The 13,158-nt window shown below is 40.2% G+C and carries 11 protein-coding genes; 4 read left to right on the top strand and 7 right to left on the bottom strand.

The features are described 5' to 3' along the window. Nucleotides 1–38: 38 nt before the first annotated feature. On the bottom strand, nt 39–1,538 hold the full coding sequence (locus tag LV85_RS07150; RefSeq protein WP_394336113.1) for a peptide MFS transporter: 1,500 nt from the start codon (nt 1,536–1,538) through the stop codon (nt 39–41). Nucleotides 1,539–1,884: 346 nt separating this feature from the next. Here LV85_RS07150 and pckA point away from each other — a divergent pair, with 346 nt between their 5' ends. The 3 genes from pckA (at nt 1,885) to LV85_RS07165 (ending at nt 5,005) form a co-directional block, all read left to right on the top strand. Next, a complete protein-coding gene (gene pckA / locus LV85_RS07155) occupies nt 1,885–3,489 on the top strand; it encodes a phosphoenolpyruvate carboxykinase (ATP) (protein WP_111317611.1) in 1,605 nt (534 codons plus the stop codon). A 246-nt stretch (nt 3,490–3,735) separates the two neighbouring features. After that, nucleotides 3,736–4,173, top strand: coding sequence for a peptidylprolyl isomerase (locus LV85_RS07160; RefSeq protein ID WP_111317613.1), 438 nt, complete (start codon nt 3,736–3,738; stop codon nt 4,171–4,173). Nucleotides 4,174–4,399: 226 nt separating this feature from the next. Next, a complete protein-coding gene (locus tag LV85_RS07165) occupies nt 4,400–5,005 on the top strand; it encodes a hypothetical protein (RefSeq protein WP_111317615.1) in 606 nt (201 codons plus the stop codon). Here the strand turns inward: LV85_RS07165 and LV85_RS07170 are convergent. The 6 genes from LV85_RS07170 to LV85_RS07195 all read right to left on the bottom strand — a co-directional run bounded on the left by LV85_RS07170 (nt 5,002) and on the right by LV85_RS07195 (nt 11,809). Then, on the bottom strand, nt 5,002–5,706 hold the full coding sequence (locus LV85_RS07170) for a TrmH family RNA methyltransferase (RefSeq protein WP_111317618.1): 705 nt from the start codon (nt 5,704–5,706) through the stop codon (nt 5,002–5,004). The two genes, LV85_RS07165 and LV85_RS07170, sit on opposite strands and share 4 nt — an antisense overlap. Before the next feature lie 17 nt (nt 5,707–5,723). Beyond that, nucleotides 5,724–8,348 (bottom strand): DNA gyrase/topoisomerase IV subunit A, encoded by a 2,625-nt coding sequence (locus LV85_RS07175; protein ID WP_111317620.1) that lies wholly within the window; start codon nt 8,346–8,348, stop codon nt 5,724–5,726. A 67-nt stretch (nt 8,349–8,415) separates the two neighbouring features. Continuing rightward, nucleotides 8,416–8,673, bottom strand: a complete 258-nt coding sequence (locus tag LV85_RS07180; RefSeq protein WP_111317623.1) for a hypothetical protein — start codon at nt 8,671–8,673, stop codon at nt 8,416–8,418. Then, nucleotides 8,657–9,286, bottom strand: coding sequence for a SatD family protein (locus LV85_RS07185; protein ID WP_111317626.1), 630 nt, complete (start codon nt 9,284–9,286; stop codon nt 8,657–8,659). The genes LV85_RS07180 and LV85_RS07185 overlap by 17 nt, the downstream gene beginning before the upstream one ends. 103 nt (nt 9,287–9,389) lie before the next feature. Further along, on the bottom strand, nt 9,390–11,291 hold the full coding sequence (locus tag LV85_RS07190) for a DNA topoisomerase IV subunit B (RefSeq protein ID WP_111317628.1): 1,902 nt from the start codon (nt 11,289–11,291) through the stop codon (nt 9,390–9,392). 23 nt (nt 11,292–11,314) lie between these two features. After that, nucleotides 11,315–11,809, bottom strand: a complete 495-nt coding sequence (locus LV85_RS07195) for a DNA topoisomerase IV (protein WP_111317631.1) — start codon at nt 11,807–11,809, stop codon at nt 11,315–11,317. Between the two features lie 115 nt (nt 11,810–11,924). On the opposite strand from LV85_RS07195, the gene LV85_RS07200 reads away from it, so the two are divergent. Then, nucleotides 11,925–13,157 carry a sterol desaturase family protein gene (locus LV85_RS07200; RefSeq protein WP_111317634.1) on the top strand — a complete coding sequence of 411 codons (1,233 nt, stop codon included), beginning with the start codon at nt 11,925–11,927 and terminating at the stop codon, nt 13,155–13,157. Nucleotide 13,158: the final 1 nt, after the last annotated feature.

The following is a 13,158-nucleotide window of genomic DNA, read 5'->3' on the forward strand; positions in this document are numbered from 1 at the left end:
TCCCACCTATGGAGGATTTGTGCTAGCGACATCAAGCATCAATGCACATCTCCCATCATCTTCCTAATCACAGGTTTCAGTAGGAATAGCAATGCTGCTGAGCCAAATACTGTGTAAACGATCAGCATGTATTGATCTGGCATCTGAGCCAAGGCCTCTTCTGTACCACCACTAGCTTCACCAGCGATTAAGCCTGCGATCAAATTACCTAGAGCTACTGACAAGAACCAGATACCCATCATTTGCCCGCCATAGCCCTTTGGTGCCAATTTGGTCACCAAGCTCAAGCCTACAGGAGAAAGACTCAATTCACCAAAAGTGTGAAGCATGTAGGTTACCAGCAACCAAGTAGGTGCAGCCAAATCACCTGAAGCAGCGATCTTGGTAGCGAAATACATCACGAAAAAACCAAGTGCCAATAGTAGAAGTCCAAAAGTGAACTTCATCGGAGAACTCGGTTCTAGTTGTCTTCTGCCCAACCATACCCAAAGGGCTCCAAAAACTGGTGCGAAAATAATAATGAAAAGAGAGTTGACCGACTGGAAATAACTAGTAGGAATCTCCCAGCCCAAAATGGTACGATCTGTAAAACGCTCAGCGAATAGATTCAAAGTAGAACCTGCCTGCTCGAATCCTGACCAAAACATAGAAGAGAAAAGGAATAAAATAGCAATCACTCCTACTTTGTTTTTATCGGCCTTATTGAGTCTTCCAAACACAATCACATATCCTAAGTATCCAAACGCCACCAGAGCAATTACTGTCCCGGAGGCGCTCGCTATAGCAGAAACATTGATTGGTATCACTCCCATGAATAGAACACCTACAATAGCTAGCAATCCTAATCCAATATAGGTCACCAGTGACTTCAACTTCTTTTGACTAGAGACCTCTTCTTGAGTCACGACCACCGGAGGCTCACCATGACCCTCTAATAATCCTCCTGAGAGTTTGTATTGTATCAGTCCAAAGACCATCCCTAAGCCTGCCAATCCAAAACCAAGGTGCATATCATAAGTAGCCAAGGTCCCACAGGCAATCGGCGCGATGAAACCACCGATATTGATTCCCATGTAGAAAATAGAAAAACCAGCATCTCGTTTAGTGCTTCCTTTAGGATAAAGTTGTCCTACAATCGAACTAATATTTGGTTTCAATAGGCCTGTACCCAATACAATTAGAATTAAGCCAAGAAAGAAAGAGCTGGTGTCTAGGGTACTTAACTCAGGTTTGATCGAATGATCTCCCGAAATCAAAGCCATTACTCCAGGCAAAGCCATAGTAAAGTGACCAATAGCGATGATAATTCCTCCGTACCATACGGACTTTTTCAAACCAAAAAGTCGATCAGCTAACCAACCACCAGGCAATGCCAACAAATAAACACCCATAGTATAGAGGCCATAAATAGCTCCGGAAGTCTTGTCATCAAAACCCAAGCCCCCTTCCGCAACTGCCATGGTCATGAAAAGAATAAGCAGGGCTCGCATGCCATAGTAACTGAATCGTTCCCACATTTCTGTGAAAAATAGTGTCATCAGTCCTCTTGGATGGCCGAAAATAGTAGGCCCATCAAATTCAGGAGTAAGTTGTTTTTCCAAGGATAGTTTTATTTGGGTGAAATCAATTTTACAATGATAAACCTTTTTAACCCTTGTTTCCAAAGTTAAAGCCGCTGAATTATAGCCCAGTGCCCAAATATTACACCATTGGAAGAGGAGCAGTACCGAAGCTTTTGTATTTCATAAAAGTGTCACCAAATAAACATCTGTTTTTGTTATGCAACCGATTGTAATTAAAAATAAAGCGCTTTTTGTTGGTTATTGTAGAAGGTATTTTAGTAGTTTTGTGCAGACAATTTTCAGATTGTAAACCCAAATATGTATGCAGGAACTAGATCTGGCAACCCAGACTTCTCCCCTGGCTTTTCTTCAATCGAGTACAGATAGAAAAGTTCATCTCAATCTTCCACCGGCAGAGCTGGTGGAAATTGCTTTAGCGCGAAATGAAGGAAAACTCACTTCCACAGGCGCACTTATGGCCGACACCGGGAAATTCACCGGTAGATCCCCAAAAGATAGATACATCGTCCTGGATGATAAAACTAAGGACTCTGTATGGTGGGGAGATATAAACATCCCTTTTGAACCCGAAAAATTTAAGTTGCTTCTTCAAAAAATGAAAGCTTTTCTGGCTGACAAAGAGCTTTTCGTCAGAGATGCTTATGCAGGAGCGGATGCCAATCACAGACTCAAGCTCAAGGTGATCAATACCAAAGCATGGCATAACCTATTTTGCCATAACATGTTCCTCAGACCATCTGAAGATGAGCTGAAGGATTTTGAGCATGATTTCACCATTATCTGTGCGCCAGAATTTGAAGCAAATCCAGCTACTGACGGCACCAAAAACTCCAACTTCGCTATCATCAATCTGACTGAGCGAATCATTTTGATCGGTGGAACTGGCTATGCAGGTGAAATAAAGAAAGGCATATTCTCAGTGCTCAATTTCATTCTTCCCCATGAAAAGAAAGTGCTTTCCATGCACTGCTCAGCCAATGTGGGAGAAGATGGAGATACAGCCATATTCTTCGGATTATCCGGCACTGGCAAAACCACCCTTTCGGCAGATCCTAATAGAAAACTTGTTGGTGATGATGAGCATGGCTGGACAGATAATGGGGTCTTCAACTTCGAGGGAGGCTGCTATGCAAAGGTCATAGACTTAAGCAAGGAGAAAGAACCTGAAATTTGGAATGCCATTAGATTCGGTTCTATCGTAGAGAATACCAGGTTCAAAGGAAAGTCCAGAGAGGTGGATTTCGCCAACAAATCTCAAACAGAAAATACCAGAACTGCCTACCCGATTAACTTTATCCCAAATGCACTGGAACCATCCATAGCTGGTATCCCTAAAAACATATTCTTTCTGACTGCCGATGCTTTTGGGGTGATCCCTCCTATTTCTAAGTTGAACAAAAGTCAAGCTATGTATCATTTCATTTCTGGTTATACAGCCAAAGTTGCGGGTACAGAAATGGGGATTACAGAGCCAAAATTGACTTTCTCAGCTTGTTTTGGAGCAGCATTCCTTCCACTTCATCCTACGGAATATGCTAGCTTATTTGGTGAAAAAATTGAAAAATATGATACTAATGTTTGGCTAATCAACACCGGCTGGACAGGTGGCTCCTATGGGGTAGGTTCTAGAATGAAACTAGTGTATACGAGAGCTATGATAACAGCTGCGTTGGATGGAGGACTAGATAGAGTAGAATATGCCACACATCCAATTTTTGGGTTGGAAGTTCCTCAGGTATGTCCAAAAGTACCTTCGGAGATTCTTAATCCTAAAGCGACTTGGAAAGATAAAAGTGCCTATGATCAGCAGGCCCATAAACTCACACTGGCTTTTAAATCCAATTTCGAAAAATTTAAGGAATATGCATCTGAGGATATTATGAGCGGTGCACTTGGTTCTGTGTAACCAAAAGCCTCCATTTCACCTTAACCTGCTAAGGATCACAATTCCTTCTGGTTTTTAGAGAGTTATAAAAAATCAACTAACTATAAGGGAATTTCATTGTCTTAAAATTGTTGATAACAGAACAAAAAAGTGTTCTTAAAATCACCAATCGTATAATTAATGTGCCAAATTTTGGCTTAATTATTATATTTTTGTGAACCTAAATAATAAAAACTCCTGATAGGAACACAACGAAAACCTGATAAAATGAAGACAGCAGAATTGATTACAGAGAAAGGCACCATGAAAGTGGAGTTCTACGAAAAGGATGCTCCTATTGCAGTACAAAATTTCATTGACCTAGCAAATAAAGGATTTTACGATGGTTTGACATTCCATAGAGTCATTCCAAATTTTGTGATTCAAGGAGGTTGCCCGAAAGGAAATGGTACAGGAGGACCAGGTTACCAAATAGCTTGTGAGTTGGATGGAGACAACCAATACCATGACCGTGGAGTACTTTCTATGGCTCATGCAGGTAGAAACACAGGAGGTTCGCAGTTTTTCATTTGCCACAGCAGAGACAATACTGCTCATTTGGATAGAAATCATACTTGCTTCGGTAAGGTAGTAGAAGGCTTAGATATTATCGATGAGATCAAAGCAGGAGACAAAATCAAAAAAATCGTAGTTTCAGAATCTTAAAAGAAATCTGAAATCATATAAATGCCCTCAGAATTGATTTCTGTGGGCATTTTTTTTGTCGGAAAGTTATCAGAACTTGAATAAGACAGCCTAAGCATAAACTCCCTCATCTTCGTGCTTTTCAGGTCTTACTTTAGACCTACCACTCACTTTTTCATCGATATAGATCAAAATCATAAGCTTGGAATAGTTATTGAATAAGGGTCATTCCTTTTGAAAATAGACTATGAAATCACGCCTTACCCTCATTACCCTCATTTTCTTCTCTTCACTTACTTTCACGCAGGCTCAACGCTATGGCACTGCTGTGGGTCTTAGATTCGGAAATAATAATCTGTATAGAACCGTGGGTCTGACTGCTCAGCAGCGCATTACCAAGCGAATTTCGATTGAAGGAATTCTTCAATCGGATTTTAAACTGAACACCACTTTTTCAGCTTTGATGGAAAAACATCACCCCATTATCTCCAAGCGTTTTAATTATTACTATGGATTCGGTGGCTCATTTGGTGTAGAAGAAAGTTTTATAAAAGATGAAGAAACTAAGCAGATCTTACATACCTATGGCAATACTACAGTTGGAGTAGATTTGATAGGAGGTCTGGAATTAACCCTACTAAATGCCGTGATTTCATTGGACTACAAACCCAACATCAATCTAGTTGGCAGGGAGGAATTCTATAGAGGTCAAGTGGGAATCTCAGCCCGGATGGTGGTAGTGAAAAGCAAGGAGCAGAAGAAAAAGCAAAGACAGCGTAAAAAAGCTAAGAACAAATCTCAAAAAGTACCCTTAAACGAGCAGATCAACTCAATTTTCCAAAAGAAGAATTAGGCATTCTTTGTCTTCAAATAAGCCTTTTCGTGCAAATCAGCCCTGTTTACCACTGATCTAAACCATTTCATTCTCAGGAGCTGCTTTTCCTCTTCAGTCAAATAGAAATCCACATTATCGTAATTATTTACTTTTTTCACCAACTCATACAAGGCAATTGAGGCTGCAACAGAAATATTGAAACTCTCCGTGAAGCCCAGCATAGGAATATGAACTAAGCCATCCACATTTTCCTGAACTTCGGTACTTATCCCCTCGTGCTCATTTCCGAATACCAGTGCGATCTTTTCATTAGGTTCCAGATCATGAATGGAAATAGATCCTGGTAATGGACTAGTTCCGTAGATTTTGTATCCCTGTGCCTTCAGCCCAGAAAAACAATCCTGAACAGCAGTACCATTTTTGTTGTGGTACTTGTGCAAATCAATCCATTGCGAAGCCCCTCTAGTGACAAAAGGGTTAATCTTATACATATTTATCTTTTCGATAACATGCACATCCTGAATCCCAAAACAATCACAAGTACGTAAAACAGCACTAGCATTATGAGGTTTGAAAATATCCTCTAGCACAACAGTAATGAACCTGGTCCGTTGCTTGAGAACCTTTTCCATGACCGATTGCTTATGCTCAGTGATGTATTGGCTCAGATAATCTAGCCAGCCTTGATCTATATTTTCGAGTTGATTATTCTCCTCCATCCAAAAAATGAGGCTATCTAAAATAGCCCCAATTGTTCATCGTCATCCTTTTTCACGGACAAATCTATCGTAGTTCCAATTTCAATGTCATCATCAGATTCTGAATCAGTATCATTCTCATCTTTCGCCGACTCCTTCTTTACTTCTGGTTTTATGGACTCGATCAAACTCAAATCCTTAACCTCATAAGTGCTTAGCTTATTGCCCAATGCCTTCCAGCCTTTGATATCTATTAGCATATCCAAGTCATACTCCATCACTTCTTCCTCCTTGCCTTTGATCAAGGTGACACGAGCTTGAGGTTGTTTTTCAGTGGAAACGAGTTTCAAATACGAATTTTTATGATCGGAAATAAAATTGAAATTCTTATTTAATGTAGTGGTTTCAATCTGGAAACGCTTTATATAATAAGTTTTACTACCACCATCAAAGTATATGGCTGACAGCACTTTATCAGGGTCAAATTTCTCAATTAAAAGCACATTAGCTACTTCATACCTATTGGTCAATTCAAAGCTAGTCAGCTCGTAATCACCGGTTTTGTAACAAACCAAAATCCTATCATCACCCAAGAAATTACCTATCAATTTCCCACGTTCATCCGTATTCAATCTACCTACAATTGGATCATAGTAAATATCAATACCTCCTAAAGTGGAGACTCCCTCCATCTTCAACTGGATTTTTCGAATTGGATGACGAGTAAGAATATTCCCTCCAGCTCCTCTTCCTTTGATATCTATCGTCGAGAAATCGAAGTCAAAAACCTTCACTCTAGCTTTCGCTCCTTGAGTCAAATAGACAGTGATAATCTCAGCCTCTCCATTTGGATTGGCAGTGAGATAAAGTGTTTTACTGCCTTTTGTTCCTTTATTAAGCACATATTCCTTATCTCTTGTGACTGCTAGCACTTGGAAACGTTTCACCATAGCGCGTCCAGTTCCTCCATCTAGATAGATGAAATTATAGACCATCCGCTCATCTCCCTTGCGAAACACAGCGATATGTAAGATATCCTTACCCATGAAGTTCTTCTCCTGGATCTTGGAAACCATGCAAACCCCATCTTTTCTAATCACAATGATATCGTCCAAATCAGAGCAATCACATACAAATTCATCCTTTTTGAGCGAATAGCCTACAAAACCATCCTTACGGTTCACATATAATTTAGCGTTACTTGCCGCTACAGTATTGGCCTGGATTGCATCAAAAGTCCTGATTTCAGTCTTTCGCTCTCGCCCTTTGCCATACTTGGTAAGTAGGTTTTGATAGTATGCGATAGCATAATCAGTGAGGTGTCTCAAGTGATGATTTACTTCCTTCAGTTCATCCTGAAGGCGTTTCATAAGCTCATCTGCCTTGAAGGTGTCGAATTTGGAAATACGCTTGATCTTAATCTCAGTCAGTCGAACCAAATCATCTGTAGTGATTTCACGGTAAAAATCAGGCTTGTAAGGATCCAAGCCCTCATCGATGGCTTTCAATACATCATCCCAAGTAGTACATTCCTCGATGTCTCGATAAATTCTATTTTCTATAAATATTTTTTCCAATGAAGAGAAAAGTAATTTCTCCATCAATTCCCCTTTGCGAATTTCTAATTCCCGCTTGAGGAGGGCTCTTGTCTGTTTGGTATTGTATTCGAGAATGTCATTAACGGTAAGGAACACTGGAGTATCCTTGATAATCACACAAGCATTTGGTGAGACAGACACTTCGCAATCAGTAAAAGCATACAGGGCATCAATCGTGACATCTGGAGAAACTCCAGGTGCCAATTGAATAGCGATCTCTACATCCTTAGCTGTATTATCTACAACTTTCTTGATTTTAATCTTCCCTTTATCATTTGCTTTCAGGATAGAATCTATCAAAGAATCCGTAGTGGTGCCAAATGGTATCTCCTTAATTAAAAGTGTTTTACTATCCTCCTCTTCAATTCTTGCTCTAACTTTCACTTTACCTCCGCGGAGGCCCTCATTGTACTCAGAGAAATCAGCAAAACCGCCCGTGATGAAATCAGGAAGAACGTTAGTTTTATTTCCCTTGAGAATCTCTATGGAAGCTAAAATCAGCTCGCAAAAATTATGAGGTAGGATCTTGGTAGATAGTCCTACAGCGATACCCTCTACCCCTTGCGCCAGCAAAAGCGGGAATTTGACAGGAAGGGTGACCGGTTCTCTTTTTCTACCGTCATAAGAAAGCTGCCATTCGGTAGTTTGGGCATTGAATAGTACTTCCAGCGCAAACTTGGAAAGTCTAGCTTCTATATATCGAGCAGCTGCTGCACGATCACCTGTGCGTACATCTCCCCAGTTACCTTGAGTTTCAATGAGAAGTTCCTTCTGGCCGATATTTACGATAGCATCCCCGATAGAGGCATCTCCGTGCGGGTGAAACTGCATGGATTGACCGATGATGTTAGCAACTTTATTAAATCGACCATCATCCATCTCCTTCATTGCGTGCATAATTCTACGTTGCACGGGTTTCAATCCATCCTCGATAGCCGGAACAGCTCGCTCTAGGATTACATAAGAAGCATAATCGAGAAACCATTCTTTATACATTCCTGTCACTGGGACAGAAGTGTGCATAGATTGGTCTCCGTTCTTAGGTAAGTTGTTTTCGTCACTCATAGTGTATTCCAGTAGTTAAAAAGTTGGAAGGTCAATAAAACCAAACCAACTGAAATCATACTTCCAATTAGAAATAATCATTTGAAATTTTGTTTTCATCCACTTTGATTCGAGTACCGATTTTCAAAGCGCCAAATAGTGTCAAGCCATGATAAACACCAGTGATCAGACAGAGATATATAAATACACGTTCTATAATCCCATTCCACATAGGTCGTTTGGAACCATAATTATTCAGGTACTTTTTACGAACTAGCTTAAAAATAAAATAAGCCAGAACTTCTGAAACCAAATAAAATCCTATGAACCTAATCCCTGTTTCCATATATCAGATTTACAAGCTTCTTCCTTTTTTGATAAGAAGTGAAATCTAAAGATTTAAAGCGCCTCCACATTAATGAGACATCTTTATCTAAGTGCTTAGCTACTTTTTTGTAATCTTTAAACTTAAAATACCCTGCTATAATGTCTCTATCCCTCCATTTCCATTGTTCCTGAAGCTCCAAAAGAAGGTTGAGAGATAATGACATCTCCCTTTTTCTTGGAAAATCGCCGTTTATCACTAATCTATCTTCGGCTGACTTCATGTCGACTAGGGCTTCCCTTGCTTCCGCCAATCCAGCACCCAACATTCCATAAGCGATTTTTGGATTGATCTCAGTATCAATCTCACCTAAAGTCACACTGTACCTGATCAAAACAGGGATATCTAGCTGCCACCTGTATTCCTCCAATGCGACTAGAACGAAGGCAACATCCTCTGGGCTTTTCACTATACCCTGAAATTCATCTCCTAATGTGATGGTCAAAGGGGAAGCTAATTCCTCCCTAAATGACTCATTAACCATTTTTATTAGCTCAGCGAAATTCTTCTGTAAGGTTACTTGATCTGCATCGCTACTTTTGATCACATCACCCATTACGATCCACTCTCTCATAAAGCTTTATTTTAACTCAATACTCATTGTAAATATAAAGCATTATTTGTATTAATTGCACAATAAATGCAATTAATAGTATAATTGCATTATTTATGCAATTTTAAGCAGCCTCAGAATCTTCTTCCTTCTCCTCTACTTTTGAAGGATCCTCCAGAGCCAGATCCTTTTCTATCTTCAGATTTTTTATGATAAACTGCTGTCTTGTCGGTGTATTCTTTCCCATATAGAAAGTAAGCAGGTCAACGATCTTAGTTTCCTTATTGAGAATGATAGGTTCTAAGCGAATATCTTCTCCAATAAATCCACCAAATTCCTCTGGAGAAATCTCTCCTAACCCCTTAAATCGTGTTATTTCAGGTTTAGATCCGAGTTTATGAATAGCCCGTTGCCTCTCCTCGTCTGAATAGCAATAGATCGTTTCTTTCTTATTTCGCACTCGGAAAAGCGGCGTTTCAAGGATAAACAAGTGGCCATTCTTCACCAAGTCAGGGAAAAACTGCAAGAAGTAAGTCATGATTAGCAAGCGAATATGCATACCATCTACATCGGCATCCGTAGCAATTACGATTTTCCGATAGCGAAGACTTTCTATTCCATCTTCTATATTCAAAGCATGCTGCAGCAAATTGAATTCCTCGTTTTCATACACCACTTTCTTGGTCATCCCGAAGCAGTTCAATGGCTTTCCTCGAAGAGAAAATACTGCCTGAGTCTGAACATCACGTGATTTGGTGATGGAACCTGAAGCCGAATCCCCTTCTGTCAAAAACAACATGGTGTTATTCTTCACCTCTTCATCAGCCTTTGGATCGTCGTAATGCACACGACAATCTCTCAGCTTCTTATTATGAAGGTTTGCCTTTTTTGCTCTGTCGTTCGCAAGTTTCTTAATACCAGAAATCTCTTTCCGCTCACGCTCAGATTGTAGAATTCTCTTCAATAAAGCCTCTGCCGCCGCTGGATTTTTATGCAAATAGTTATCCAGTTCAGTTTTCAAGAAATCATTGATAAAGGTCCGCACAGTAGGCCCATCTGGTCCTACAGACTGTGATCCGAGTTTGGTCTTGGTTTGTGATTCGAAAACAGGTTCCTGAACTCGTATAGAAATCGCAGCCACTACACTTTGACGGATATCAGAAGCATCGTAATCCTTCTTGAAAAAATCTCTTACAGTTTTAACTAATGCTTCTCGGAAGGCCGCTAGATGGGTTCCACCCTGCGTGGTATATTGACCGTTGACGAAAGAATAATATTCTTCTCCATACTGATTGGAGTGCGTAAGGGCCATTTCGATATCATCTCCTTTAAGGTGAATAATCGGGTATCGCTGGGTTTCCTCTTCTATTTTATTGGAAAGAAGATCAAAAAGACCTCTATCTGAGAAGTATTTCTTCCCATTGAAATTGATCGTGAGACCAGCATTCAGATAGGCATAATTCCAAATCTGATTTTCTAAGTATTCTGGGATGAAGTGGTAATTTTTAAATACGCTGGCATCTGGGGAAAAGACAATCTTGGTACCATTACGATCCGAAGATTTGATAATAGGAGCATCATTGACAAGGATTCCTTTCTCGAATTCTGCCACTTTCGTTTCTCCTTCACGATAGGCCTGTACTTTGAAGAAATCAGAAAGTGCATTTACTGCTTTGGTACCCACTCCGTTCAATCCAACAGATTTTTGAAATGCTCCCGAGTCATACTTGCCCCCCGTATTGATTTTGGATACACAGTCGATCACCTTCCCTAGTGGAATACCACGACCATAATCCCGAACTTCTACTTTGTGCTCAGAAATCTTCACTTCGATGGTACGACCATATCCCATCATGTGCTCATCAATGGAGTTATCTAGCACCTCTTTTACAAGAACATAGATACCATCATCCTGGGCACTACCATCTCCTAATTTACCGATGTACATACCAGGTCTTAACCTAATATGCTCTCTCCAATCGAGAGATTTGATACTGTCTTCTGTGTACTTAACTGCTTCAGCCATATTCTATTTGACGCTAATTATGCTCAAGACTTATTTTTTACCTGATTGAATTTTCCCACTAGGATCGCAAACAATCCTATTACCCAGACTACAAAAAGCCCCGGAATGAAATAGAAGAAGAAACTGAACTGGCTGGCAGCAATTACTTCTTGATTGTTGATCGCATGGGTATAAAATACCAACATGCCCAAACTCATATTTAGTATGCCTCCAAAGGAATAAAACCAGCCTAGATAGTAATCTCGAAACCGATCTCCCATGGGGAATAACCGGATCAAGCCTTGGTGATTTTTAGTTTCAAGCAACTTTGGGGGTAGTAAAACAATCACATTCATGATAATAAAAATGGCGATCATTCCATAGAAAAACGTGCCTTTAGTCAGTTTTTCGGGTGATAAACCATTCTCATCTAAATTGTAACTGACTTTCTCCGGCAAAGCGGAATAGAAATACAAGAGGAAGAAAATGAAGAGGGTAACACTGAGGAAATAAAAGGCTTTTCCGAATCGGTAATACATAATACAGGGGAATTGAATGTGCTAATATAAAGGATTTGGGCAAACAGAATCGGACTTATTGCTGTTCCTTTTATCTTTATCTTTGACAAGTAGCTTCGCAAAAACACCCAAAATAATGAACCTCAGTCCAGTAGTGATCGCGATCCCGATGTATTTCATCTTGATGGCTATAGAAATGATTGCCCTTAGATTTCAAAAACATCCCGGATATAGACTCAACGATGCAATAACTAACATCAATTGTGGCGTAATATCCCAAGTCACCGGAGTCTTCATCAAAGTCCTCTCCATAGGAATTTATGTATTGATCTACGAGCATCTTGCGCTCTTTCATATTCCCAACAATTTCTGGACATTCTTGCTTTTATTCTTTCTTTACGACTTTTGCTACTATTGGGCACATCGGATGAGTCATGAGATCAACCTGTTTTGGGGAGGGCATGTCGTGCATCATTCCAGTGAAGAATACAATCTCTCTGTAGCACTGCGTCAAAGTAGCACCCAAACCATCTGGACATTTTTCTTTTACTTTCCGCTTGCCATTTTAGGCTTCGATCCTGTTATGCTGGTGCTGGCATCAGGAATCAATTTATTATATCAGTTCTGGATTCATACTGAAGCAATAGGTAGAATGGGATTTTTGGAGAAATTCATGAATACTCCTTCTCATCACCGCGTTCATCATGGTCGCAACCCAAAATACATCGACAAAAATCACGCGGGCACTTTCATCATTTTTGACAAATGGTTCGGTACTTTTCAGGAAGAAGAGGAAACGCCCACCTATGGCATAACGAGTCCGGTGAAAAGCTGGAATCCTGTTTGGGTGAATTTGGCGCATTATGCGAGCATGAAAAAGGAACTCAAGATGATCCCAAACTGGTCAGATCGGCTGAAATACCTGTTTTACAAACCAGGATGGCTACCGGAATATCTTGGGGGCTACAGGGCTCCTCAAGAAATAGAATCAGATTATAAAAAATTTGACACCGTCGTTCCTCCATCGATGAATTGGTATGTATTTACCCAATATATTTTCATCCTACTGCTCACTGGTTTCTTTCTTTTCAAGGTCGATAGTTTCACCTGGCTGCCCAAAGTGCTGGTCAGTACCATCATCATTTGGACCACCGTGAGTTTCTCTGGCGTATTTGAGAAGAGATCTTGGTATCTACCTCAGGAAGTCGCAAGAATCTTGGCTTTTCTGGCTCTTGTCTTTTTCTTAATCCAATCTCTCCTACCTTTGCCGATTCTAGTCGGATTGCTAAGCCTGTATGGTTTAGTCTCCTTCTTTTGGCTGTGGAAAAACCAGCAGCTCAAGTCACAAATTCATTCTATTTCCCTCTAAT

Source organism: Algoriphagus chordae, assembly GCF_003254055.1.
In the GTDB taxonomy this organism is placed as follows: domain Bacteria; phylum Bacteroidota; class Bacteroidia; order Cytophagales; family Cyclobacteriaceae; genus Algoriphagus; species Algoriphagus chordae.

Bases quoted from the DNA above. Each gene is read 5' to 3' on its own strand.
- LV85_RS07160 (WP_111317613.1), top strand. From the start codon at position 3,736: ATGAAGACAGCAGAATTGATTACAGAGAAAGGCACCATGAAAGTGGAG.
- pckA (WP_111317611.1), top strand. From the start codon at position 1,885: ATGCAGGAACTAGATCTGGCAACCCAGACTTCTCCCCTGGCTTTTCTT.
- LV85_RS07200 (WP_111317634.1), top strand. From the start codon at position 11,925: ATGAACCTCAGTCCAGTAGTGATCGCGATCCCGATGTATTTCATCTTG.
- LV85_RS07195 (WP_111317631.1), bottom strand. From the start codon at position 11,809: ATGTATTACCGATTCGGAAAAGCCTTTTATTTCCTCAGTGTTACCCTC.
- LV85_RS07150 (WP_394336113.1), bottom strand. From the start codon at position 1,538: ATGACACTATTTTTCACAGAAATGTGGGAACGATTCAGTTACTATGGC.
- LV85_RS07175 (WP_111317620.1), bottom strand. From the start codon at position 8,348: ATGAGTGACGAAAACAACTTACCTAAGAACGGAGACCAATCTATGCAC.
- LV85_RS07170 (WP_111317618.1), bottom strand. From the start codon at position 5,706: ATGGAGGAGAATAATCAACTCGAAAATATAGATCAAGGCTGGCTAGAT.
- LV85_RS07165 (WP_111317615.1), top strand. From the start codon at position 4,400: ATGAAATCACGCCTTACCCTCATTACCCTCATTTTCTTCTCTTCACTT.
- LV85_RS07180 (WP_111317623.1), bottom strand. From the start codon at position 8,673: ATGGAAACAGGGATTAGGTTCATAGGATTTTATTTGGTTTCAGAAGTT.
- LV85_RS07185 (WP_111317626.1), bottom strand. From the start codon at position 9,286: ATGAGAGAGTGGATCGTAATGGGTGATGTGATCAAAAGTAGCGATGCA.
- LV85_RS07190 (WP_111317628.1), bottom strand. From the start codon at position 11,291: ATGGCTGAAGCAGTTAAGTACACAGAAGACAGTATCAAATCTCTCGAT.